The sequence below is a fragment of the Hymenobacter sp. IS2118 genome (genome assembly GCF_000715495.1).
Classification (GTDB): domain Bacteria; phylum Bacteroidota; class Bacteroidia; order Cytophagales; family Hymenobacteraceae; genus Hymenobacter.
This window is the reverse complement of record NZ_JNLX01000050.1, coordinates 1-23,148: the sequence shown is the minus strand read 5'-3', so window position 1 is coordinate 23,148 and position 23,148 is coordinate 1. Positions and strand designations below refer to the sequence as shown.

Annotated in this window: 28 protein-coding genes; 26 read left to right on the top strand and 2 right to left on the bottom strand. The window is 59.4% G+C overall.

The features are described from left to right. Positions 1–66 precede the first annotated feature (66 nt). The 16 genes from GM79_RS03390 (at position 67) to pruA (ending at position 13,230) form a co-directional block, all read left to right on the top strand. Positions 67–768: a heme exporter protein CcmB gene (locus GM79_RS03390; protein ID WP_235183904.1), complete on the top strand. Its 702-nt coding sequence runs from the start codon at positions 67–69 to the stop codon at positions 766–768. A gap of 30 nt (positions 769–798) precedes the next feature. Beyond that, positions 799–1,554, top strand: coding sequence for a cytochrome c biogenesis protein CcsA (gene ccsA / locus GM79_RS03385; protein ID WP_081867533.1), 756 nt, complete (start codon positions 799–801; stop codon positions 1,552–1,554). Further along, positions 1,544–1,777: a CcmD family protein gene (locus GM79_RS03380; RefSeq protein WP_035559237.1), complete on the top strand. Its 234-nt coding sequence runs from the start codon at positions 1,544–1,546 to the stop codon at positions 1,775–1,777. Before ccsA (GM79_RS03385) ends, GM79_RS03380 begins: the two co-directional genes overlap by 11 nt. 91 nt (positions 1,778–1,868) lie before the next feature. After that, positions 1,869–2,297 carry a cytochrome c maturation protein CcmE gene (locus GM79_RS03375; protein ID WP_035559234.1) on the top strand — a complete coding sequence of 143 codons (429 nt, stop codon included), beginning with the start codon at positions 1,869–1,871 and terminating at the stop codon, positions 2,295–2,297. 117 nt (positions 2,298–2,414) lie between these two features. After that, positions 2,415–3,458 carry a hypothetical protein gene (locus tag GM79_RS03370; RefSeq protein WP_035559231.1) on the top strand — a complete coding sequence of 348 codons (1,044 nt, stop codon included), beginning with the start codon at positions 2,415–2,417 and terminating at the stop codon, positions 3,456–3,458. A gap of 13 nt (positions 3,459–3,471) precedes the next feature. Further along, on the top strand, positions 3,472–3,897 hold the full coding sequence (locus GM79_RS03365) for a nucleotidyltransferase substrate binding protein (RefSeq protein WP_035559228.1): 426 nt from the start codon (positions 3,472–3,474) through the stop codon (positions 3,895–3,897). A 3-nt stretch (positions 3,898–3,900) separates the two neighbouring features. Beyond that, entirely contained in the window at positions 3,901–4,230 is a 330-nt protein-coding gene (locus GM79_RS03360) for a nucleotidyltransferase domain-containing protein (RefSeq protein ID WP_035559226.1), read from the top strand. 14 nt (positions 4,231–4,244) lie between these two features. Next, positions 4,245–6,839, top strand: a complete 2,595-nt coding sequence (gene ccsA / locus GM79_RS03355) for a cytochrome c biogenesis protein CcsA (protein ID WP_035559223.1) — start codon at positions 4,245–4,247, stop codon at positions 6,837–6,839. Between the two features lie 211 nt (positions 6,840–7,050). Next, a complete protein-coding gene (locus GM79_RS03350; protein ID WP_035559220.1) occupies positions 7,051–7,845 on the top strand; it encodes a Rossmann-like and DUF2520 domain-containing protein in 795 nt (264 codons plus the stop codon). A gap of 70 nt (positions 7,846–7,915) precedes the next feature. Further along, positions 7,916–8,251 carry a 2Fe-2S iron-sulfur cluster-binding protein gene (locus tag GM79_RS03345; protein ID WP_035559345.1) on the top strand — a complete coding sequence of 112 codons (336 nt, stop codon included), beginning with the start codon at positions 7,916–7,918 and terminating at the stop codon, positions 8,249–8,251. Positions 8,252–8,372: 121 nt separating this feature from the next. Then, positions 8,373–8,609, top strand: a complete 237-nt coding sequence (gene iscX / locus GM79_RS03340; protein ID WP_035559218.1) for a Fe-S cluster assembly protein IscX — start codon at positions 8,373–8,375, stop codon at positions 8,607–8,609. Positions 8,610–8,751: 142 nt separating this feature from the next. Further along, positions 8,752–8,946 carry a cold-shock protein gene (locus GM79_RS03335; protein WP_035559342.1) on the top strand — a complete coding sequence of 65 codons (195 nt, stop codon included), beginning with the start codon at positions 8,752–8,754 and terminating at the stop codon, positions 8,944–8,946. A gap of 135 nt (positions 8,947–9,081) precedes the next feature. Next, the gene (locus GM79_RS03330) at positions 9,082–10,017 is read left to right on the top strand and encodes a geranylgeranylglycerol-phosphate geranylgeranyltransferase (RefSeq protein ID WP_152559803.1); all 936 of its coding nucleotides are present in this window, start codon (positions 9,082–9,084) and stop codon (positions 10,015–10,017) included. A gap of 100 nt (positions 10,018–10,117) precedes the next feature. Continuing rightward, positions 10,118–10,810 carry a YjjG family noncanonical pyrimidine nucleotidase gene (locus GM79_RS03325; RefSeq protein ID WP_035559215.1) on the top strand — a complete coding sequence of 231 codons (693 nt, stop codon included), beginning with the start codon at positions 10,118–10,120 and terminating at the stop codon, positions 10,808–10,810. Between the two features lie 147 nt (positions 10,811–10,957). After that, the gene (locus tag GM79_RS22690) at positions 10,958–11,506 is read left to right on the top strand and encodes a hypothetical protein (protein ID WP_051718450.1); all 549 of its coding nucleotides are present in this window, start codon (positions 10,958–10,960) and stop codon (positions 11,504–11,506) included. A gap of 59 nt (positions 11,507–11,565) precedes the next feature. Next, positions 11,566–13,230, top strand: a complete 1,665-nt coding sequence (pruA, locus tag GM79_RS03315) for an L-glutamate gamma-semialdehyde dehydrogenase (RefSeq protein WP_035559333.1) — start codon at positions 11,566–11,568, stop codon at positions 13,228–13,230. Between the two features lie 144 nt (positions 13,231–13,374). Here the strand turns inward: pruA and GM79_RS03310 are convergent, their stop codons facing one another. Then, the gene (locus tag GM79_RS03310) at positions 13,375–13,944 is read right to left on the bottom strand and encodes a Uma2 family endonuclease (RefSeq protein WP_235183903.1); all 570 of its coding nucleotides are present in this window, start codon (positions 13,942–13,944) and stop codon (positions 13,375–13,377) included. Between the two features lie 64 nt (positions 13,945–14,008). On the opposite strand from GM79_RS03310, the gene GM79_RS03305 reads away from it, so the two are divergent. The 10 genes from GM79_RS03305 to GM79_RS03260 all read left to right on the top strand — a co-directional run bounded on the left by GM79_RS03305 (position 14,009) and on the right by GM79_RS03260 (position 22,591). Then, the gene (locus GM79_RS03305) at positions 14,009–14,401 is read left to right on the top strand and encodes an NADH-quinone oxidoreductase subunit A (protein ID WP_035559213.1); all 393 of its coding nucleotides are present in this window, start codon (positions 14,009–14,011) and stop codon (positions 14,399–14,401) included. Between the two features lie 73 nt (positions 14,402–14,474). Beyond that, positions 14,475–15,029: an NADH-quinone oxidoreductase subunit B gene (locus tag GM79_RS03300; RefSeq protein ID WP_035559328.1), complete on the top strand. Its 555-nt coding sequence runs from the start codon at positions 14,475–14,477 to the stop codon at positions 15,027–15,029. A gap of 106 nt (positions 15,030–15,135) precedes the next feature. Then, positions 15,136–15,693, top strand: a complete 558-nt coding sequence (locus GM79_RS03295; RefSeq protein WP_081867531.1) for an NADH-quinone oxidoreductase subunit C — start codon at positions 15,136–15,138, stop codon at positions 15,691–15,693. Positions 15,694–15,786: 93 nt separating this feature from the next. Further along, the gene (gene nuoD, locus GM79_RS03290; RefSeq protein WP_051718462.1) at positions 15,787–16,974 is read left to right on the top strand and encodes an NADH dehydrogenase (quinone) subunit D; all 1,188 of its coding nucleotides are present in this window, start codon (positions 15,787–15,789) and stop codon (positions 16,972–16,974) included. A gap of 21 nt (positions 16,975–16,995) precedes the next feature. After that, positions 16,996–17,568 (top strand): complex I 24 kDa subunit family protein, encoded by a 573-nt coding sequence (nuoE, locus tag GM79_RS03285; RefSeq protein WP_035559208.1) that lies wholly within the window; start codon positions 16,996–16,998, stop codon positions 17,566–17,568. A gap of 30 nt (positions 17,569–17,598) precedes the next feature. Then, positions 17,599–18,939 carry an NADH-quinone oxidoreductase subunit NuoF gene (gene nuoF, locus GM79_RS03280; RefSeq protein WP_035559205.1) on the top strand — a complete coding sequence of 447 codons (1,341 nt, stop codon included), beginning with the start codon at positions 17,599–17,601 and terminating at the stop codon, positions 18,937–18,939. Positions 18,940–19,100: 161 nt separating this feature from the next. Continuing rightward, entirely contained in the window at positions 19,101–20,117 is a 1,017-nt protein-coding gene (locus GM79_RS03275; protein WP_035559202.1) for a 2Fe-2S iron-sulfur cluster-binding protein, read from the top strand. Positions 20,118–20,212: 95 nt separating this feature from the next. Beyond that, complete coding sequence (gene nuoH / locus GM79_RS03270; protein WP_035559200.1) at positions 20,213–21,307, top strand: NADH-quinone oxidoreductase subunit NuoH; 1,095 nt, start codon at positions 20,213–20,215, stop codon at positions 21,305–21,307. A gap of 164 nt (positions 21,308–21,471) precedes the next feature. Next, the gene (locus tag GM79_RS03265; RefSeq protein WP_200875573.1) at positions 21,472–22,005 is read left to right on the top strand and encodes a NuoI/complex I 23 kDa subunit family protein; all 534 of its coding nucleotides are present in this window, start codon (positions 21,472–21,474) and stop codon (positions 22,003–22,005) included. 76 nt (positions 22,006–22,081) lie between these two features. Next, positions 22,082–22,591 carry an NADH-quinone oxidoreductase subunit J gene (locus GM79_RS03260; protein WP_035559193.1) on the top strand — a complete coding sequence of 170 codons (510 nt, stop codon included), beginning with the start codon at positions 22,082–22,084 and terminating at the stop codon, positions 22,589–22,591. A 60-nt stretch (positions 22,592–22,651) separates the two neighbouring features. On the opposite strand, the gene GM79_RS25325 is transcribed toward GM79_RS03260, so the two are convergent. Further along, a partial coding sequence (locus GM79_RS25325; RefSeq protein WP_035559190.1) for a hypothetical protein occupies positions 22,652–23,148 on the bottom strand: 497 nt, incomplete at its 5' end.

The following is a 23,148-nucleotide window of genomic DNA, read 5'->3' as shown; positions in this document are numbered from 1 at the left end:
TTCTTTTGTTTGGGTAATACGGCACGCTTCTGCTTTCACCCTCATTCGTTCACTGCGGTCGTATATTTGCGGCCCGAAACCGAACCCCTGCCCGTGCCGCTGCTCCGTGAAATCACTACTCTGTTAGCCAAAGACTTCCGCCTCGAATGGCGGCAGAAGTCGGCGCTGGGCGGGTTGCTGCTGTACGTGGGCAGCACGGTGTTTGTGTGCTTTCTGAGTTTTAGCCTGCGCGGCGGCCAGCCCCCAGCCCCGGCCTGGAACGCGCTGCTGTGGGTCATTCTGCTGTTTGCGGCCATCAATGCCGTGGCAAAAGGGTTTATGCAGGAAAGCCCTGGCCAGCGGCTCTACTACTATACGCTGGTGCGGCCCCAGGCCATTATTCTGGCCAAAATGCTCTATAACGCTCTGCTGTTGATGGCGGTGGCGCTGCTGGGCTTGTTTCTCTACACCGTTTTTCTCGGCAACCCCATTCAGGACGCGCCGCTGTTTGTGGCCAACCTGCTGCTGGGCGCCGTAGGCTTCGCTACCACGCTCACCCTGGTATCGGGCATTGCGGCCAAGGCCGGCGGCAACGGCGCCACTCTCATGGCCGTGCTCGGCTTCCCGGTGATGGTGCCCATGCTGCTGCTGCTCATTAAGGTGAGCAAGAACGCCCTGGACGGGTTGGACCGCAGCGTGAGCGACCAATCGCTGCTCACACTGCTGGCGCTAAACATGCTGGTGGGCGCGCTGTCTTATGTGTTGTTTCCTTACCTGTGGCGCGGGTAGCCCGTGGCTCCTGGTGCATAGCTTTTCGATATGACGAGTGCAAAAATTATTGGCAGTGTGTTGGGGTTGGTCTTCACCGTGGCGGGCGTGTGGGGCGGCCAGCGCCTGATAGAGCAGCGCAGCCCCGGCTTGTTCTGGAAAGCCCTGACGGTGCTACTGCTGGTGGGCGGCTCGGCGGCGGGCTTTCTGGTTAGCGTGCCGCCCCTACCCATTGTGAACGAGAGCATTCGGAACCTGTTTTTCCACGTGCCCATGTGGTTTTCCATGATTATGGTGCTCCTGGTGTCCGTTTGGTATTCCATTCAGTACCTGCGCAATCCCTCGCCCCGGCTCGATACCCTGGCCCACGAGTCGGCCAAGACCGGCATTGTACTGGGCCTGCTGGGCCTGGCTACGGGCAGCCTGTGGGCCAAGTTCACCTGGGGCGCGTGGTGGACGCCCGACCCGCGCCTGAACGGCGCGGCTGTGGCCATGCTCATCTACGGCGCTTACCTGGTGCTGCGCGGCTCGTTCCGCGACGACCAGCAGCGGGCCCGCGTGTCGGCCATCTACAACATCTTCGCGTTTGCGGCCGTCGTGCCGCTGCTCTTCATTCTGCCGCGCCTGAGCGGGCCGTCGCTGCACCCTGGCCAAACCGGCAACCCCGGCTTTAGCCAGTACGACCTCGACGACACCATGCGCAAGCTGTTTTACCCAGTCGTTATCGGCTGGATTTTATTTGCCTTCTGGCTCACCCAGGTTAGCAGCCGCTATGCTTTCCTGCAATCGAAACACGATGAAAACTAGCTATTTCCAGCGTCTGGCTGGCTTTTTCCTGCTGATGATGCTATCCATTAGCACGGCGTTTGCGCAGTCGGCCGAGGCACCCGAGATGGCCGATGCCCTGCGGGCCAACGGCAAAATCTACGTGGTGGCGGCCGTGGTCGGCCTCATTGTAGCGGGCCTGCTGCTCTACCTCATCACCCTCGACCGGAAGGTGAGCAAACTGGAGCAACAAATAAAGAAATAGCCGGGACCCAAAGCCCCTTGTTAGCTGTTGTTAAATTGCGAGTAGCTCGGGCATTAAGCTGAATTATTCGCCCACTCGACCACTATCCAATATGAAGAAGTCGCACCTTTTCGTCATGGCCATTATTGCGGTGGCTGCCGCCATCATCCTCAGCACCACGGCCGATGCCAGCGTGTACGTGGGCTTCGGTGAGGCCCGGCAGCGGGCCGCCGAGGGCAACGCCACCAAAGTGCACGTGGTGGGCAAGCTCCTGCGCGATGGCCAGCAGCGCCCCATCGACCTGGAGTACGACCCCATGACGGACCCCAACTACTTCGCCTTCACGCTGGTAGATACGCTGCAGGTAGCCCAGCGCGTGGTGTACAACAACCCCAAGCCGCAGGATTTCGACGCCTCCGAGCAAGTGGTGATTACCGGCAACATGCGCGGCAAGGTCTTTATGGCCGATAAAATCCTACTGAAGTGCCCTAGCAAGTACGTGAAGAAGGACCTGGACGGGGCCACGGCTTCGGTTAAATAATTGCTAGCCACACGACTGATAAGAACTCGGGGTACAGAAACGAATTTTCGCTTCTGGCTTGGCGCACTTTTTCAATTACTGCTGCTGATTGCTGGTACTTCGGCCGCTTCAGCGCAGGTGGCCAACGACAACATCGAGAACCGACGCGTGCTGAGGCTGGAGGAAGCGGTGACGTCCAGCACCACCGGTTGCACCGTGCAGCGCGGCTGCGTGGACGAACGCCTCACGGGCAAATGCATCGAATACCACAACGACCAATGGTTTGAGTTTACGCCTGCTGCTTCCGGCCGGTACTTCATCAACATCGGCGGGCAAAAGTGCCGCGATGTGCGCGGGGTGCAGTTGGTGGTGCTCACCGGCCAGCCCTGCCAGCCGGCCACCTGCCGCATCCTGAGCTGCACTTCCCTCGGCACCCAGGACGACGTGTTTGTAACCCTGGACTCGTTGCGCGCCGGCCGGCCTTACCTGCTGAACGTGGACGGCTACCTCAAAGACTTTTGTGAGTTTACGCTGCAAGTGAGCGGGCAGGCCGCAGGAATGCCCGTGAGCTACTTTCCGCCCAACCCCACCCGCGTGCTGCCCACCGCCAGCCGCGTGGTAGAGCTCAACTGGACCCTGCCTGATTCTCTGGCAACCGCTCCCGCTAGCCGCCTCATGCGCCGCGAGGTGCACCAGTACCGCAGCACCGAAGTACGCCTTGTGCCCGTGCAGCGCGACACTTACGGCCGCCCGGTGATGAGCTATACCGTGACCGACACCCTGCCCGGACCCGGCAGCTACGACTACCAAGTGGTAACGGCCAAGGGCGATGCGGGCCCGGCGCCGGTGCGGCTGCGCCAGTGGTGGTACGGCTACGGCCCGGGCGCTACCCTGCCGGGAGCCGACGCCGAACCTGCCGTGCTGGAGTTGCCACTGAATAAGTACCCCACCAAATCCAATTTATCGGTGGTCATCACCAACCCTAGCACCGGCCGCGTGTTGTTATCTCGGCAACTGATAAACCAGCCCGCCAACCGGCGCCAGGGCCACGTGCCAGTACGCAAGTGGCAGGAGGCCGGAATAGAAAAAATTGCCGTCGAAATCACCTGTCACCCGCTGCGTGGTCACTTTTTCACCGATAAATTGTTATTAGTACTGCCACCCCAAGCGTCGTTGCGGTAAATTTGCATTTTCAATGACTGCACTCGACACTTCGCTGCTTACCCGCTGTGCCCTGGCCCTTGAACAGGGCTTGGCGCTATTGCAGGAAACTGCGCCTGAGTCGGTTGCTTACGAGTTGTACCGTTCGGCCTGTGTGAAGGAGTTTGAAATCATTATAGAACAAGCTGGCAAGCTGCTTAAAAAGGCACTCCGTCCTTATTATGCCACCCCCCGTCACGCTGAGGCGCTGATGTATAAGGATATTTTTCGAGCGGCGGTCCAGCACGGACTACTCGATACTACTGTTGGGGAGCGCTGGCTCCTGTACCGGGACAATCGCAACACGACGGCGCACGACTACGGTGTAGGATTTGCGGAAAAAACCATCAAGCTTTTGCCACAGTTTGTAGTAGATGCCAAGGCTTTGGCGGCATTGCTCCACGGTAAACCGCTGTATTAAATCATGCTCGACCTTAATCCCCGCTACGTAGCAATGCTACAAGAAGTGCTGGCCAGGCACCTGCCCCCAGCCGTGGCCGTGTGGGCTTACGGCAGCCGCGTGAACGGCAACGCGCACGAGGGCAGCGACCTGGACCTGGTACTACGTGGAGCCGACTTGCAGGAAATTCCGGCCGGTGTGCTCAGCCAACTGCGTGAAGCCCTGACGGACAGCAACCTGCCTATTTTTGTGGATGTGCACGATTGGGCACTGTTGCCCGCCAGCTTCCACCCCAGAATTTTGAACCGTTACGAAGTATTACGCCCCGGCTCGGCCGTGGCGCTGCCTGCCTGATTTACCTGCTTCTTATGAACTTATTAATTGGAAATATTGGCCACCTGAGCGTTATCGTAGCGTTTGCGGCGGCTTTGGTGGCCGCGTACGGCTACTTCCAGGCCACGCGGGGCCGGGCGCTGGGCAACGACGATGCCTCCTGGCTGCGCGTGGCGCGCGGCGCTTTTTTCGTGCACGGCCTGGCCGTGTTCAGCGTCATTGGGTGCTTGTTCAACATCATTCAGGCTCACCGCTACGAATATTATTATGCCTGGAGCCACAGCTCCAACCACCTGCCGGTGGAGTACATGATTTCTTGTTTCTGGGAAGGCCAGGAGGGTAGCTTCCTGCTCTGGATATTCTGGCACGTGGTTCTGGGCCTTTTCATTATGCGCTTCAACCGCAAGTGGGAGGCGCCGGTGATGGCCGTTTTCAGCGGCGTGCAGCTGTTTTTGGTGAGTATGATTCTTGGTATCGTGCTCGGCGATGTCAAGATTGGCTCGTCACCGTTTATTCTGCTGCGTGACTTCCTGACCGACCTGCCGGTGTTCAAGCTGAACCCCGACTTCGTGCCCAAGGACGGCACTGGCCTCAACGCCCTGCTGCAGAACTACTGGATGGTGATTCACCCGCCCACGCTGTTCCTGGGCTTTGCGCTCACCTTGGTGCCCTTCGCCTTCGCCATTGCCGGCCTCTGGAAGCGCGAGTTGACCGCCTGGGTGAAGCCCGCCTTGCCTTGGACGCTCATCGGCGGCGGCGTGCTGGGCATTGGCGTGGTAATGGGCGCCTACTGGGCCTACGAAACGCTGAACTTCGGCGGCTACTGGAACTGGGACCCGGTCGAAAACGCCGTGTACATTCCCTGGCTGGTGCTGGTGGCCTCGCTGCATGGCATGGTGCTGTGGCAGAAGCGCCGCACCGGCCTGCGTACCTCGTTTGCGCTGGTTATTGCCACCTTCGTGCTTATTCTTTACGCCACGTTCCTCACCCGGAGCGGGGTGCTGGGCAACGCCTCTGTGCACTCGTTTACGGACCTGGGCCTGTCCGGGCAGCTGTTTATCTACATGGCCGTGTTCTCGGTGCTGGCCATTGGGCTGCTGGTTTACCGGTGGAAGGAAATTCCGATTTCCGAGAAAGAGCTGACGCTTTACAACCCCGAGCTGTGGGTGTTTGTGGGCGCTACGGTGCTGTGCCTGGGCGCTTTCCAGGTATTGTTCACTACCAGCATTCCGGTTTACAACTCCTTTATGGGCCTGATTGGCATTAAGACCAACGTGGCCCTGCCCGCCGACCAGATTGCCCACTACTCCAAGGCCCAGCTCTGGATGGGGGTATTTGTGGCCCTGCTTTCGGGCGTGGCCCAAATCATGTGGTGGCAGCGCAACGACAAAACCACGCTGGTGAACTCCCTCACTGCGCCCACGTTGCTCACGCTGCTGGGCACGGCGCTCGTAGTGCTGCTGGTGCGCTACAACGGCCTCACCATTACGCCGGCTTACGTGGTACTCACGCTGGCGGGCCTGTTTGGGGTGCTGGCCAACTTTGGCACCATCTTCACTTTGCTGCGGCGCGGGGTGCGCTTATCGGGCGGGGCGGTGGCCCACCTGGGCATTGCGCTGATGCTGCTGGGCATTCTGGCCTCCTCAGGGTATTCCAACATTATTTCACGCAACGTATCGGGCCTGCTCTACTCGCGCGAGTTCGACGAGTCGCTGAACCGCGACAACGTGCTGCTGTGGCGCAACGAAACCACCAAGATGCAGAACTACGACCTCACTTACACCGGCCAGTTCTTTGACGTGCCCGGTGTGCCCGGCTACGTCGATAAGCAGTTCCTGTTCCGCACCGATGACGAGTACACGGCACTGGCCCGTGCCCCCATCGTAGCCGGGGACAAAACCTACTACAAGACCGGTGACACCGTGGCCATCCTGCCCGAAAACACCTACTACCGCATCAATTACAAGGAGCGGGAAACGGGCAAGGAGTTTTCCCTCTACCCCCGGGCGCAGGTGAACGACGAAATGGGCGAAGGCGGCCTGCTGGCCTCGCCCGCCGTGAAGCAGTTCTGGACCCACGACATTTACTCGCACGTGAGCTCCGTGCTCGACCCCCGCAAGGAAAAGCAGTGGAGCGAGGAAAAAGACCACGTGCTGGCCGTTGGCGACACTATTTTCCTGAACGACTATTTTGCCGTGTTCCGCGCCATTGAGCCGGCCCACGAAACCGCCGGCCTCAACCTGCAGAAAGGCGACCTTGCCCTGCAGGCCGACATGATAGTGCACGGCGAAAAGCGCCAGTACCACGTGCACCCCGTGTTTTTAGTGCGTAACCGCTTGGTGGGTCGCGTGCCCGACGAAGTAGACGACCTGGGCGTGCGCCTGAGCCTCACCAACATCGACCCGGTTGCCGGCAAGTTCACCTTCGCCGTGAGCACCACCCAGAAGGACTACGTCATTCTGAAAGCCATGGAAAAGCCCTTCATCAATCTGCTTTGGAGCGGCACCCTGCTCATGACCTTCGGCTTCGGGCTGAGCGTGTGGCAGCGCGGGCGCAAGGGCGGCTCTCCGGCGGTAGCCGATGCTCCGGCCGCGCCGGCGCAGGCGGCTAAGCCCCAGCCGGTGGCGTGAGGTAAAGCGACCGGGTGTTGTATATCAGGGCCGTTCAGGCATTGACCCCATCCCCTAGCCCCTTCCCCTCCGGGAGAAGGGGAACTAGTTTCTAGCTCTAGCTTAGAATTTGTAGACTAGAAAATTAGTAATTAGTCCCCCTTCTCCCGGAGGGGAAGGGGCTAGGGGATGGGGTTGACGCCTGAGCGAGAGCCTGCCGTAGCTTTGCGGCATGCAACATCAGCCGGCCGGTTCACTTCGCGTTGGGATACTCGGCGCCGGCCGCGTGGCCAGCCAACTCGGCCCGGCGTTGTCCGCAGCCGGCCACGAAGTAGTTTTTGTGTGGAACCGCACCGCACCGGCGGCCAAAACCCTGGCCGCGCAGCTGCCCGGTGCGCGCGCCCTGGCCCGCTTGTCGGCGCCACTACCCGCTGCCGATGTGTACCTGCTGGCCGTGCCCGATGCCGCCGTGGTCCCGTTACTGGCCCGCACTACCTGGCCCGATGAGGCAGTGGTGGCACACCTCGCCGGCGCCCTACCCCTATCTGTATTTGCCGTGAAGCCCACGGTGCGCGGCGGCGTATTCTACCCGCTCCAGACCTTTAGCCCCGGCCGTGCCATCGACTGGCCGGCGGTACCGCTTTGTATAGAAGCTGCCGATGCGGCGGCTGAAATCCTGCTGCTGGCCCTAGCCCACAGCCTTAGCCAGCACGTGCGGCTGCTCGACTCGGCCCAGCGGCTCAAGCTGCACGTAGCGGCAGTTTTTGCCAACAATTTCACCAACCACCTGTTAGGCATTGCTGATGCCCTGCTGGCCGAAGCCAACCTGCCGGCCGAGCTGCTGGCCCCGCTGGTGCGCGAAACGGTAAATAAAGCCTTGGCCAATCCGCCATTTGCGGTGCAAACGGGACCGGCGGCGCGGCGCGATGCCCCCACGCTGGCCGCCCACCAGGCGGCGCTGGCCCGGTATCCGGCGTGGCAGGCGCTTTATGAGCAGCTCACCGCCAGCATTCAAGCCCAACTTTGATGCCCGAGCCGGGCGAAGTACCTTTGCGGCGGCAAACGCCGTGTCTTTTTTCGCTTTTTCGTTTCTCGTTTTGTCTGTTCCCGCCACTACCATCACCTTCCAGCTCAGCGACGGCCAGCCGCCCCAGACCCACGTGGCGGCTCCCGGCGAGTCGGTCCTCGACGTGGCCCTCAACAATGGCATCCAGCTGCAGCACAACTGCGGCGGCGTGTGCGGCTGCAGCACCTGCCACGTCTACATCAACGCGGGCGGCGACGAGTTGCCCGAAATCAGCGACAAGGAAGAGGACTTCATTGACCGCGCCGAGAACCCGCGCATCAACTCCCGCCTCGCCTGCCAGTGCGTGGTAGAAGCCGATATGCAGCTGGTGGTGACCGTGCCGCCCCAGCATTTTCTGGGACACTAGTTTTTTAGGGCAGAAGGGTGAGCGGGCATGGGTGTAGGAGGGTAAAATGTGTTTTAACATCTACTCTCTTCCCCTAACAACTCCCACCCTCCTACCCCCTTACCCTTATACCCCAACCAGAATGAACCACTTTGAGCCGCCCATGCACTGGGCCGACCACGAGGACATTGCCATGGCGCTCTACGAGAAGTTTGGCAGCGAATTCAACGAAGCCAAAATCTACCGCATCCGCTTCACCGATTTAATTGATTGGGTGTTGAGCCTGAATAATTTTGATGGTACCCGCGAGCAGGCCACCGAAGGCCACCTGGAGCAAATCCAGGCTAAGTGGGTGTATGAGTGGCGCGATAACAAATAGTCGGTGGCTTTATGGGAGCGAGCAGCCAACCCACTGCTGAGTTCCCGCGTAAGCTGCAACTGAATTGGACCACAACCCATTTCAGGCATTTCTGCAGCCCTTACCCGGGCAGTTTCCCATCTTTCCACATTTGTTTTTTTGCATGAAAACCGGCATCATTAAATTTTTCAACGAAGACAAAGGCTATGGCTTCGTAACAGACGACGAGACGAAGGAAGACTTTTTCGTCCATGTAACCGGCCTGAATGGCACTACGGTGCAGCAAAACGACCAGGTGGAGTTCGAAACGCAGGAAGGCCGCAAAGGCATCAACGCCGTGAACGTGCGCAAAATCTAAGGCTACCCCACACCCCCTGGGGCAACCCACCAAAAGCTTCTCCCATTCCGGAGGAGCTTTTTTGTTGCCTGGTTGCCGCGCGCCGCCGCCATTGACCCGCTCTTTAAGCCGACCTTTGCGCTTCGCCGCCGCTTCATGTCCTCCCTCCCGCCCCAGCACGCCACGCCGTTGCCCTCGCCCCCGGCGGGAGGGTTGGGCACGGCCTTGCCCACGCTGGTGCGCTGGCCCAACCTGCTCATCATGCTGCTGTGCCTGGCCTTGGTGCGGGCTGGCCTGCTCCTGCCCGAGCTGCCGGTGCAGGAAGCCTTGCTCCAGCCCCGATTTGGGCTGCTGGTGGTGGCGGCCTTGCTGGTGGCGGCGGCCGGCTACATCATCAACGACTACTACGACGTGAAAATTGATGCCATCAACCGGCCCGACCGGCTGGTGATTGGGCGGGTGGTGCGGCGGCGCAAGGCCATGCTGGCCCACTTGCTGCTGAGCACGGTGGGCGTGCTGCTGGCGGGGTGGCTGCACCCGGTGCTGGGGGCCGTCACGCTGGGCACGGCCCTGCTGCTGTGGGGCTACTCGGCCCGGTTCAAGCGGGTGGCGCTGGTGGGCAACGTGAGCATTGCCACGCTCACGGCGGCGCTGGTGCTGCTGCCGGAGCTGCAGTTGCAACTGCAGCGCAACGACAGCAACAGCGTGGTGTGGCCCTACGCGCTGGCCGCGTTCCTGCTCACGGTGGTGCGCGAGATAGTGAAAGATGTGGAAGACATGCGCGGCGACGCCCAGCATGGCTGCCGCACCCTGCCCCTGGTGGTGGGCGTGGCGCGCACCAAGTGGGTGGCCGGGTTTTTCCTGGCCTGCCTGGCCTTGCTAACCCTGGGCGCCACGGGCCGGTTGTTGGCGAGCGGGCACTGGCCGCTGGGCGCGTGGCTCGTGCTGCTGGTGTTGCTGCCCATGGCCCAACTCACGCGCCTGCTGTTCCGCGCCGACCGCCGCCACCATTTCAAGTACCTCAGCGCCTGGTGCAAGGGCATCATGCTGGCCGGGGTGCTGAGCATGGCGCTGGCGGGCAGCATTAATTAGTGGTGAGCGGTTAGTGGTCAATGATTAGGAGAGAATTGAACATCCCCACTCACCGTTGACCACTACTCACCGTTAACAACTAACCATTAACCGCTATTTCGTGAAATACCGTCACATATTCTTTGACCTCGACCACACGCTGTGGGACTTCGAGAAAAACGCCAACGAAACCCTGCACCTGCTGTTTGAGCGGCACGATTTTGCGCGTTACCGCAGCTTTCGGGTGGAGGAGTTTGTGCGGGTTTACAGCGACGTCAACCATGCCCTGTGGCGCTTGTACCAGAGCAATAAAATTTCGCAGCAGCAACTGCGCGACGTGCGTTTTGTGCGGACGCTGACGAAGCTGGGCGTGCCCGAAGCGGAAATCCCAGCCACTATTTCGGCGGAGTTCACGGACATTCTGCCCCATAAATCGGCGGTATTTCCTTTCACCCACGACGTATTGGACTACCTCAAGCCCAACTACCGTCTGCACCTGATAACCAACGGCTTCAACGACATACAGGCCATTAAGCTGGCTTCGTCGAACCTCACGCACTACTTCGAGGAAGTGATTACCTCCGAGCACAGCGGCCACCTCAAGCCCGACCCGCGCATGTTTGCCCACGCCCTGGAGCGCACCGGCGCCACCAAGGCCGAAAGCCTCATGATTGGCGACAACCTGGAATGCGACGTGCTGGGCGCCTACAACGCCGGCATCGACCAAGTATACTTCAACCCCGACAAGCGCCGACACTTCAATACGATAACGCACGAAATCAGCTGTCTGAGCGAGTTGAAGGGCATTTTGTAGGAGCAGGTCATTCGATTAGCACGTCATGCTGAGCTTGCCGAAGCATCTCTACCGCGCAAGTAATCAGATTTACCAATGCGGTAGAGGTGCTTCGACTGCGCTCAGCATGACGTTCTGACAAATGCAGTGTTAGAAAAAATTCAATTCATGGTACACCTCATTGGCCTCTCCGGACGCCGTGGCAGCGGCAAAGACACCGTGGCCCGCCTGCTGCAACAGTTGCAGCCCGAGCGCCTCTGGCAGGTTCGCTCTTTCGGCGACTCTATTAAATCCGTGTGCGCAGCCCTGACGGGCGAGGACGTGGCGCCCTATTATTCCCAAAAAGGCAAGACCCAACTGGTGCCCACTTTTGGGCGCACGCGGGGCGAAATGCTCCAGCAGGTGGGCCAGGCGTTGCGCGTATGGGAGCCGCTGGTGTGGGTGGATGCCTTCTTTGCCGGCCTACCGCCCGATGCCTTTGTGCTGGTACCCGACGTGCGATTCCCCAACGAGGCCAACCCCATTCGGGCCCGCGGTGGCCTGATGCTGCGCGTGGAAGGCGACCCGCTGCGCCAACGCGGCGACGGTACCCGCGACGACAACCACCCCAGCGAAACGGCGATGGACGACTACCCCCACTTCGCCGCTACCCTGCACAACACCGGCTCCCGCGACGATTTGCTGCGCCAGGTGCGCGCGCTACTGCCGCTGCTTTAAGATTCGCTTTACCTTTGACCTACCGCACCAAAACTCCCACACCACCTAACCCGAACCCCATGGCCAACGCCTTTTTCAACGTCCCCATCCCCATTAACGAACCTGTGAAAGGCTACGCGCCCGGTTCGAAAGAGAAGCTGGAGTTGCAGCAGCAGCTCAAGAGCCTGCGCAACCTGGAGCTGGACATTCCGATGTACATCGGTGGAAAAGAGGTGCGCACGGGCAAAACCCAGCGCATCAGCCCGCCGCACGACCACCAGCGCACCATTGGCCACTTCCACGCCGGCGACGCCAGCCACGTGAAGCAGGCCATTGAGGCCGCCCTGACCGCCCGCACCGCCTGGGCCGAGTTGCCCTGGGAGCACCGCGCCGCCGTGTTCCTCAAAGCCGCCGACCTGCTGGCCGGCCCCTACCGGGCCCGCATCAACGCGGCCACCATGCTGGGCCAGAGCAAGAATGCGTTTCAGGCCGAAATCGACGCCGCGTGCGAGCTGATTGACTTTTTCCGCTTCAACGTGTACTACATGCAGGAAATCTACAAGCAGCAGCCCGAGAGCCTGCCCGGCATGTGGAACCGCGTGGAGCACCGCCCACTGGAGGGTTTTGTGTTCGCCCTCACGCCGTTCAACTTCACGTCCATTGCCGGCAACCTGCCGTCTTCGGCGGCCATGATGGGCAACGTCGTTGTGTGGAAGCCTGCTAACACCCAAATCTATTCGGCCCAGGTGCTGATGGAGCTGTTTAAGGAAGCCGGCGTGCCCGACGGCGTGATTAACCTCGTGTATGTGGACGGCCCCACGGCCGGCGACGTTATTTTCGCCCACCGCGACTTTGCCGGCATCCACTTCACCGGCTCTACCGGCGTGTTCCAGAACATCTGGAAAACCATCGGCCAAAACATTGCCGGCTACAAATCTTACCCGCGCATTGTGGGCGAAACCGGGGGCAAAGACTTCATCCTGGCCCATCACTCGGCCCACCCCAAAGCCGTAGCCGTGGGCATGAGCCGGGGCGCATTTGAGTACCAGGGCCAGAAGTGCTCGGCCGCCTCGCGCGTGTACCTGCCTTCCAATACCGCCGATGAAATCCTCGGCTACGTGAAGGAAGACCTGGCCTCGTTCAAAATGGGCGACGTGGAGGACTTCGGCAACTTCATCAACGCCGTAATCGACGAGAAGTCGTTCGATAAGCTGGCCAAGTACATCGACGCCGCCAAGGCCGACCCGAACGCTGAAATCATTGCCGGCGGTGGCTACGACAAGTCGAAGGGCTATTTCATTGAGCCCACGATTATCCTCGCCAAAGACCCGAAATACGTGACCATGTGCGAGGAGCTGTTCGGCCCCGTGCTTACGGTGCACGTGTACGACGCCGACAAGTTTGAAGAAGCGCTGGACCTAGTGGATAGCACCTCGCCCTACGCCCTCACCGGCGCCGTGTTTGCCCAGGACCGATACGCCATTGACCTGGCCAGCAAGCGCCTGCAGCACGCGGCCGGCAACTTCTACATCAACGACAAGCCAACCGGCGCCGTGGTGGGCCAGCAGCCCTTCGGTGGCGCCCGCGCCTCCGGCACCAACGACAAAGCCGGCTCGTCGCTCAACCTGATTCGCTGGGTATCACCCCGCGCCATCAAGGAAACCTTCGTACCCGTCGTCGACTACCGGTACCCCTTCCTGGGTGCCGAGCCCGCCGAAGACCTGAACCGCGACAAGGGTTTGTAAACCCTAAAAAAAACGGCCCGCATCATTCGATGCGGGCCGTTTTTTTTATTCCTCTGGGTCCGGATGATTGGACATCTGCGTAACGCCGGTTTCTTCGTAGACATCCTGCAAACGCAACGCCAAGCCCAGTTCAGGAATGAACAGCTAGTCGGTAAATAGCGTCAGCGGCGTGAAGGACCAAACCCCACTCTCTTCGCGGCGGTACCACTCCACTAGGCAGGTGGTTTGCGAAACCAGCAGGTAATGACGTAATGTCGGCAGCTGCTTGTATTGGTTGAATTTCCAGCTACGGTCGCGGTTAGCAGTGGATTTTGACAGTACTTCAATCAGCAGAACGGGAGATTCTATGGTACGCTCTGCCGCTAAATCGGCAGGTGTGCAGGTAACTGCTACGTCGGGGTAGTTGTAGTAGCGGCCGCGCTCGACCGCTAACTGCACGCTTTCGGTGAATACCCGGCATTTTGAACCCCGCAGCCCTGTCCGCAGCGCCAGAAAGCAATTCCCAATCAGCAGATTGTGCCGAATGGAAGCCCCCGCCATTGCAAACACTTCGCCCTCAAAGAATTCGTGCCGGACGTCACTCCGCACTTCGAGGGCCATATACTCGGCCACAGAGTAGCGCTTGGCGGTGGGTTTTTCCTGCTCCATTTGTTCCTGCTTAACACCCAAAGATAGCCAGCAAACCCGCCCGCCATTTATAACATTGCGCCCCAACCCCGTGGGCGTTACCTTTGCCCTTCAGCGCCCGTGAGGCCTGTTTGCTATATAATTGACCACTATGTATCTAGCCCTGCCCGTCAACGGTTACCAGCCTGCCGATTACCTGCCCATTCTCATTCAGTTTGGGCTGGCGCTGGCTTTCGTAGCTTTTGCCATGATTGTTTCCCACCTCGTGGGCCCCAAGCGCAAGAGTGCCGTGAAGGACGCGTCCTTTGAGTGCGGCATCGAGTCGGTGGGCAACGCCCGCGCCCCCATTTCGGTGAAGTACTTCCTCACGGCCATTGTATTTGTGTTGTTCGACGTCGAAGTCATTTTCATGTATCCGTGGGCGGTGAACTTCCGGGCCTTGGGCAACGACGGTTTCATTGCCATGATATTGTTCATGTTCTTTCTGCTGGCGGGCTTTCTGTACATCATCAAAAAAGGCATTCTGCGCTGGAACGAGGCATAATTCGGCCAAACTTTTGCTGCCAGGCTGGTGTTGGTTACTAAGCCGATAGGCCTCCAAATCTGAATTCTATATGATGGATACCCGCGTTCCGGAAATCAAAACGGTTGAAGCCCCCGAGGGCGTTGAAGGCGCCGGCTTCTTTGCCACTTCGCTGGAAAAGGTGGTGGGCATGGCCCGCGCCAACTCGCTCTGGCCCTTGCCCTTTGCCACTTCCTGCTGCGGCATTGAGTTCATGGCCACCATGGGCTCGCACTACGATATTTCGCGTTTCGGCTCCGAGCGGCCCAGCTTCTCGCCCCGCCAAGCCGACTTGCTCATGGTAATGGGCACCATTGCCAAGAAGATGGCCCCCATCGTGAAGCAGGTGTACGAGCAAATGGCCGAGCCCCGTTGGGTGCTGGCCATGGGCGCCTGCGCCTGCTCGGGTGGCATTTTCGACTCGTATTCGGTGCTGCAGGGCATCGACCGCATCATCCCGGTCGACGTGTACGTGCCCGGCTGCCCGCCCCGCCCCGAGCAGGTAATTGACGGCCTGATGCGCGTGCAGGACCTCGCCCGCAACGAATCCTTCCGCCGCCGCAATGCGCCCGAGTACCAGGCCTTGCTCGAATCTTACAACATCAAATAAGTAAGCTGTTAGCCATTAGCTGGTAGCTGTTAGCCTCTTTCGAGCCCAACAGTATAAAGCTGAACACCAAACTAACAGTTAGCAGCTTTCAGCTAATAGCTACGAAATGACTCCAGAATCTGCCGCCGCTCCCGAAGTCGCTGTTGCCGAAGACCCCATCAAGGTCCAGAATGCGCGGGTGCTGGCTTTGCTGCACCAATTGTTTGGCGAGGATACGTTTACCGACGTGGAGGAGCAATATGGGCTGTTGTCGGTGACCACCACGCGGGAGCGCATCCACGGTGTCATTGCCGGCTTGCAGCAGGACCAGGAAATCAAGCTGAACTTTCTGACCACCATGTGCGGCATCAACTACCCCGAGAACGAGGGCAAGGAGCTGGGCATGATTTACCACCTGCACAGCCTGACGCAAAACATCCGGCTGCGCCTGAAAATCTTCTTCCCGGTGGCCGACCCGGTGGTGCCCACGCTGAGTAACCTCTACGCCGCCGCTAACTGGATGGAGCGCGAGGCCTACGATTTCTACGGCGTCATCTTCACCGGCCACCCCAATCTGATTCGCATCCTCAACGTGGAGGACATGGACTACCACCCCATGCGGAAGCAATATCCGCTGGAAGATGGTACCCGCGAAGACAAAACCGACCTGTTTTTTGGCCGCTAGGCCCCTGATACCCTTATCATGGCAGTAAACGACACGCTGGAAGGCACCCGCAAAATCACCAAAGAGGCCGCTGCCCAGCGCGACGGCCAGCTCATGCCCCTACTCAACGATTTCAGCCAGGAGCTGACGACGCTGAACTTGGGCCCCACGCACCCAGCCACGCACGGCATTTTCCAAAACATCCTGCAAATGGATGGCGAGCGGATTATCTCCGGCGTGCCTACCATTGGCTACATTCACCGGGCCTTTGAGAAGATTGCCGAGCGCCGGCCCTTCTACCAAATCACGACGCTGACTGACCGGATGAACTACTGTTCATCGCCCATCAATAACCTGGGCTGGCACATGACGGTGGAAAAGCTGCTCGGGGTGACCGTACCTAAGCGCGCGCAGTACATCCGCGTGATTATGATGGAGTTGGCCCGTATTACCGACCACCTCATCTGCAACTCCATTCTGGGGGTGGATACGGGTGCGTTTACTGGCTTCCTGTACTTGTTTCAGGAGCGCGAGAAAGTGTATGAAATCTATGAGGAGGTGTGCGGTGCCCGCCTTACCACCAACATGGGCCGCGTGGGTGGCATGGAGCGCGACCTTTCGCCGGCTGCCATCGCCAAGCTGCGGGCCTGGCTGAAAAGCTTTCCGGTGGTGATGAAGGAATTCGAATCGATGTTCAACCGCAACCGTATTTTCATGGACCGCGTGGTGAACGTGGGTCCGATTTCGGCAGAAAAGGCACTGAACTACGGTTTCACTGGCCCCAACCTGCGGGCCGCCGGCGTGGACTACGACGTGCGCGCCATGAATCCGTATTCCTCCTACGAGGACTTCGAGTTCGACATTCCGGTGGGCACCAACGGCGATACTTACGACCGGTTCATCGTGCGCAACGAGGAAATCTGGCAGAGCCTGCGCATTATCAACCAGGCGCTCGATAACCTGCCCGAAGGCCCGTATCACGCCGACGCCCCGCACTACTACCTGCCCGACAAGCCGGACGTGTACAAGAACATGGAGGCCCTGATTTACCACTTCAAAATCGTGATGGGTGAGATTGATGCTCCTGTTGGCGAGGTGTATCACTCGGTGGAAGGCGGCAACGGCGAGCTGGGTTTCTACCTGGTTTCGGATGGGGGCCGCACGCCCTACCGCCTGCATTTCCGCCGGCCCTGCTTCATTTATTACCAGGCGTATCCCGAAATGGCCGTGGGCACAACGCTGTCGGACGCCATTGTTATTCTCTCGTCCATGAACGTCATCGCCGGCGAGCTGGACGCTTAGTTTTTGTTGAAATTGACTGCTATGGAGCCGACCACCGCGCCCGCCAAACCGCAATTCTCTGCCGCTGCTCAGGCGGAAATTAAGCGCCTGCTCACGCATTATCCGGATGACCGGAGTAAGTCGGCTCTGCTGCCGATTCTGCACATCGCGCAAGCTGAATTCGGCGGCTGGGTGAGTCCCGAGGTGCAGGACCTGGTGGCTGAAACCCTGAATATCAAGCCAATTGAAGTGTACGAGGTATCGTCGTTCTACACCATGTACAACCTCAAGCTGGTGGGCAAGCACGTGCTGGAAATCTGCCGTACGGGCCCCTGCATGCTGCGCGGCTCCGACGAGCTAACCGAACATCTGGAGCGCATCACCGGGGCCAAAGTGGGCGAAACCTCGCCCGACGGCCTGTTCACGCTCAAAGAAGTGGAGTGCCTGGCTGCCTGCGGCTTTGCGCCCGTGGTGCAGGTGCGCGAGCAGTACTACGAGCAGCTCGACACGACCGAAGCAGTAGATGCCATGCTCAACGACCTGCGCGGGCAGATTCATCGCCCCATCCTGTCGTGGGAAGAAAACGACCTGCCCAACTCCCTCAGAAACAACTAACGGCTGGCCATCAGCACAACGCTTACCATTATGGGCCGCAAGCTATTAACCGAACATATCAACGTCGAAGGCATCAACACCTTCGAGGTCTACCGCAAGCACGGCGGCTACCGCTCCGTGGAAAAGGCGCTCAAGACTATGACGCCCGATGAGGTAACGGAGGAAGTGAAAAAGTCGGGCCTGCGCGGGCGTGGCGGCGCGGGTTTCCCCGCCGGCATGAAGTGGGGCTTTCTGGCCAAGCCGGAAGGAGTGCCGCGCTACCTCGTCTGCAACGCCGACGAATCGGAACCCGGCACCTTCAAGGACCGGCAGCTGATGACGAAACTGCCCCACCTGCTCATTGAAGGCATGATTACGGGTAGTTACGCCCTGGGCGCGCGCACCAGCTATATCTACATTCGCGGCGAGCTATTGTACGTGCTGCGCATTCTGGAAAAGGCTATTGCTGAGGCCTACGCGGCTGGTTTCCTGGGCGAGAACATTCTCGGCTCGGGCTACTCGCTCGATTTGCACGTGCATCCCGGCGCCGGTGCCTACATCTGCGGTGAGGAAACGGCGCTGCTGGAATCGTTGGAAGGCAAGCGCGGCAACCCGCGCAATAAGCCGCCATTCCCGGCCGTGCAGGGGTTGTATGCCCGCCCTACAGTGGTCAACAACGTGGAAACCATTGCGGCTGTGCCGGTTATCGTGAACGAGGGCGGCGACGAGTACGCCAAAATCGGCATCGGCAAAAGCACGGGCACCAAGCTCATTTCGGCCTGTGGCCACCTCAACAAGCCCGGCATCTACGAAATTGAGCTGGGCCTGCCGGTGGAGGAATTCATCTACTCTGATGAATACTGCGGTGGCATCTGGAAAGGCCGCGAGTTGAAGGCTGTAGTGGCTGGTGGTTCCTCCGTGCCAATTCTGCCGAAAGAGTTAATTCTAAAAACCGCCGCCGGTGAAAACCGACTGATGAGCTACGAGTCGCTGAGCGACGGTGGCTTCGTAACCGGTACCATGCTGGGTTCGGGCGGCTTCATTGCGATGGACGAAACGACGTGCATCGTGAAGAATACCTGGAATTACTCGCGCTTCTACCACCACGAGTCGTGCGGGCAGTGCTCGCCCTGCCGCGAGGGCACCGGCTGGCTGGAAAAGGTACTGCATCGCCTCGAACACGGCCATGGCTCGATGCACGACATCGACCTGATTGTGAGCGTAGCCAAGCAGATTGAAGGCAATACCATTTGCCCGCTGGGCGAAGCCGCCGCATGGCCGGTAGCGGCCGCCGTGCGCCACTTCCGCCACGAGTTTGAGTGGCACGTGAACCATCCGAAAGAGGCTACGGCTCCCGGCGCGGTATACCGCGGCGCGGCGGTGCTGGCGTAAACCAGCACAGAGACAGCCCGTCATGCTGAGCTTGCCGAAGCATCTCTACCGCTTCGTTGAGTCGATTGAATTACTTACTCGGTAGAGATGCTCCGACTTCGCTGCGTCGCCGCTTGATACGCGGAATGCTCAGCATGACGACCTAAATACGCAACAAACCAATGGCTAAAATAACCTTCGACGGCATAGAGGTAGAGGTCCCGGACGGAACCACTATTCTGAATGCGGCCCGCCAGATTGGCGGCGGCATTGTGCCGCCCGCCATGTGCTACTACACCCCGCTGAAGGGCTCGGGCGGCAAGTGCCGCGCCTGCCTGGTGAAGGTTTCGGCCGGTTCGGCCAAAGACCCGCGGCCCATGCCCAAGCTGGTGGCCTCGTGCATCACGACAGTGCAGGACGGCATGGTGGTGGAAAACACCATCAACGAGCAGGTGATGGACGTGCGCAAGGGCATCGTGGAAATGCTGCTCATCAACCACCCGCTCGACTGTCCGGTGTGCGACCAGGCCGGCGAGTGCAGCTTGCAGGACTTTGCTTTTGAGCACGGTCTGAGCACCACCCGTTACGAGGAAGAGCGCCGCACCTTCGAGAAAATCGACATCGGCCCGCTCATTCAGCTGCACATGACGCGCTGCATTCTGTGCTACCGCTGCGTGTACGTAGCCGACCAGCTCACGCCCGAGCGCGTGCACGGCGTGCTGGGTCGCGGCGATGCCTCAGAGATTGGTACTTACATTGAGAACATCATCGACAACGATTTCAGCGGCAACGTTATCGACGTGTGCCCGGTGGGCGCGCTGACGGATAAAACCTTCCGCTTTAAGCAGCGGGTGTGGTTCACGAAACCCGTGAATGCCCACCGCGACTGCGAAACCGACAAGTGCAACGGCCACGTGACGCTCTGGTACAAAGGCAAAGACGTGCTTCGTGTAACGGCCCGCAAGGACGAGTACGGCGAAGTGAAGGAGTGGATTTGTAACACCTGCCGCTTCGACAAAAAGGAAACGGCCGATTGGACGCTGGAAGGTCCAGCACACATCAACCGCGCCTCGGTGATTGCCCAAAACCACTACGAGTTGCCGGTAGTGAACCCGCAAGTCATTGCCGACCTTCCGGAGAGCACTGTGCGCGAGCTGGAACAGAACCCGCCCTTGCGCCTGGGCGGCCTGAACAACTAAAGCGTTCTATCACGGCTACCTTCGCAGAAATTATACCTACTCGAGCGGCGCGAATTTGATAAGATGCTTCGCACGCTCAGCATGACAATTCCTCTATGGATTTTCCACCCCTAGCCTGGCAAGGCGTCGTCGTTTTAGTTGTTTTCGGCGTTTCGCTGCTGATTGCCACCTACTCTACTTATGCTGAGCGCGTGATTGCCGCGTTTCTGCAGGACCGGGTTGGGCCAGACCGTGCCGGGCCTTTCGGCCTATTACAGCCGCTGGCTGATGCCGTGAAGCTTTTCACGAAGGAAGAGTTTTTCCCCGCTGGGGCCAACCGGGCGCTGTTCGTATTCGGGCCGTGTTTGGCCATGATTACGGCGCTGATGTCGTCGGCGGTGATTCCGTTTGGCAACGTGCTGCAGTTTGGCGACACGGCCATTCACCTGCAGGGCATTGAAATCAACGTGGGCATGCTTTACGTGTTCGGCATGGTATCGCTGGGCGTGTACGGCATCATGATTGGCGGCTGGGCGTCGAACAACAAGTTTTCGCTGCTCGGTGCCATTCGCGCCGCGTCCCAGAACATCAGCTACGAAATTGCCATGGGCCTCGCCCTGATTGCCGTGCTGATGATGTCGGGCTCGCTGTCGCTACGCGAAATCACCTTTCAGCAGGCTTCGGATGCGCCTTTCGTGTGGCAGGACATCTTCAACTGGAACGTGATGAAGCAGCCGTTGGGCTTCATTATCTTCATCGTGTGCGCTTTTGCCGAAACCAACCGTACGCCCTTCGACCTGCCCGAGTGCGAAACGGAACTGATTGGCGGCTACCACACCGAGTACAGCTCAATGAAAATGGGCCTGTACCTGTTTGCGGAGTACATCAACGTGTTTGTGGCTTCGGCCGTGATGAGCGTGCTGTACTTTGGCGGCTTCAACTTCCCGTTTCAATCCGAGCTGCGTGACTGGCTCGTATCATCGCAGAGCTTGGAATTGGTGACGGCCTCTAACATTATCACCATCGTCGGACTGCTTGGCTTGTTCGCCAAAATCTTCAGCTTCATCTTCTTCTTTATGTGGGTGCGCTGGACGCTGCCACGCTTCCGCTACGACCAGCTGATGCGCCTGGGCTGGACCATCCTCATCCCCCTGGCCATATTCAACATCCTGCTCACGGGCGGCCTGATTACGTTTGGCATTATTAAATAAACTGTCATGCTGACGAAGGAAGCATCGTATCACCGCTGCTCCATTCGTCAGAGATAGTTACCATCGAGCTTTGCGAATCTGATAAGATGCTTCACAAGCTTGGCATGACAGAAACCACTATGGAATCCTTAAGCAAACGCGCTAAAGTTCTCGAAAAGAAGCCCATGACTTTGGCTGAGCGGGCCTATCTGCCGGCTATTTTCCAGGGCCTGAGCATTACGATGCAGCACTTTTTCCGGGCTGCTACCAAGAAGCAGGTCACCATTCGCTACCCCGAAGAGACGCGCCCTTTCTCCCCTGTTTTCCGCGGCCTGCACGTGCTGAAGCGCGACGAAAAAGGCCGGGAGCGCTGCACGGCCTGCGGCCTGTGCGCCGTGGCCTGCCCCGCCGAAGCCATTACCATGGTGGCTGGCGAGCGCAAAAAGGGCGAGGAAAACCTTTATCGCGAGGAGAAGTACGCCGTGAGTTACGAAATCAACATGCTGCGCTGCATTTTCTGCGGCCTGTGTGAGGAAGCTTGTCCCAAAGCTGCCGTGTACCTGCAAGCCGACAAAATGGCCCCGCCCCGCTTCGAGCGCGACGAGTTCATCTATGGCAAGGACCGACTGGTGGAGCCCGTGACACCGGATAACCGCTCGAAGCGCGGCATCCAGCTCACGCCCGAGCAGGCCGACAAGCTGCGCACGCAACTGGTATAATTGTGAGGTAAGCTTTAGCTTGCCGTACTCAACTCCGACCTTTAAAACGGCAAGCTAAAGCTTACCTCACTACTCAATGTCTTCCCTCTTTCTCTTTCTCTCGTTCGTGGCCCTGCTGAGTGCATTGGGCGTGGTGCTGGCCAAAAACCCGGTGCACAGCGTCCTGTTCCTCATCCTCACGTTCTTCACGCTCTCGGGCCACTATCTGTTGCTGAACGCGCAGTTCCTGGCCGCGGTGAACATCATCGTGTACGCCGGCGCTATCATGGTGCTGTTTCTGTTCGTGATTATGTTCCTGAACCTGAACGAGGAAACCGAGCCGCACAAGCCGGCCCTGGCCAAGTTTGCGGCCGCCATCGCCGGCGGCTCGCTGCTGCTAATACTGGTGGCCGCCATGCGCGACATTCAGCCCGAAGGCTACAACGCCACCAGCTTCGACTCGCAGATTGGCATGGTGGACAAGCTGGGTCTGGTGCTGTTTCAGCAGTACGCACTGCCGTTTGAATTAGCTTCTATCCTGCTACTGGTTGCCATGGTGGGGTCGGTGATGCTGGGCAAACGCGAAGTGGGCGAGCGGAATTTCTAGCTTTTCCGAAGTTTTCCAATGAAAGCAAAAAGAGCGTCTGACCAGACGCTCTTTTTGCTTTCATTGAGCTGCGTTTTTGGCGGGCCGGCCACGTTTTTTGACGGGCAGGCCGGTATCCAGCTCGTTTTCAATGGGGGAAAATCCGGCCGTGGCCAGGGCGTTGTGCAACGCGGAAAGCCGCCGGTACTGCCGCATAAGTTCTGAGGCGAACAGCCGCACCTGCTCGACAAGGGTCGGCAGCTGCACCAACTTACTCAGGCACTTGGCAATGAAATAATAGAGAGCGGTGCCCCGCGATTTCTGGTCGTTCAGGTAGCTCTCGAACCGTTCCATTACCGCGTCAAACGTAGCGTCGGGCTGCGCCTGAGCCGATTCGGCCAGCAGACGGGGCCAGGTATAAATGTCAAAGGATTCAGGCTGCCGCAGCCAGTCCAGGGGCAACAGCAGCGGCAAAAGCTCCATCCGCTGATTATTAGCGATGAGCAGCTGGGCTTGTCCCACGAAGGTGAGCGGCCGGCGCGGCGCGGGACGCCGACCGCGCGGCTGGGCCGCGGGCC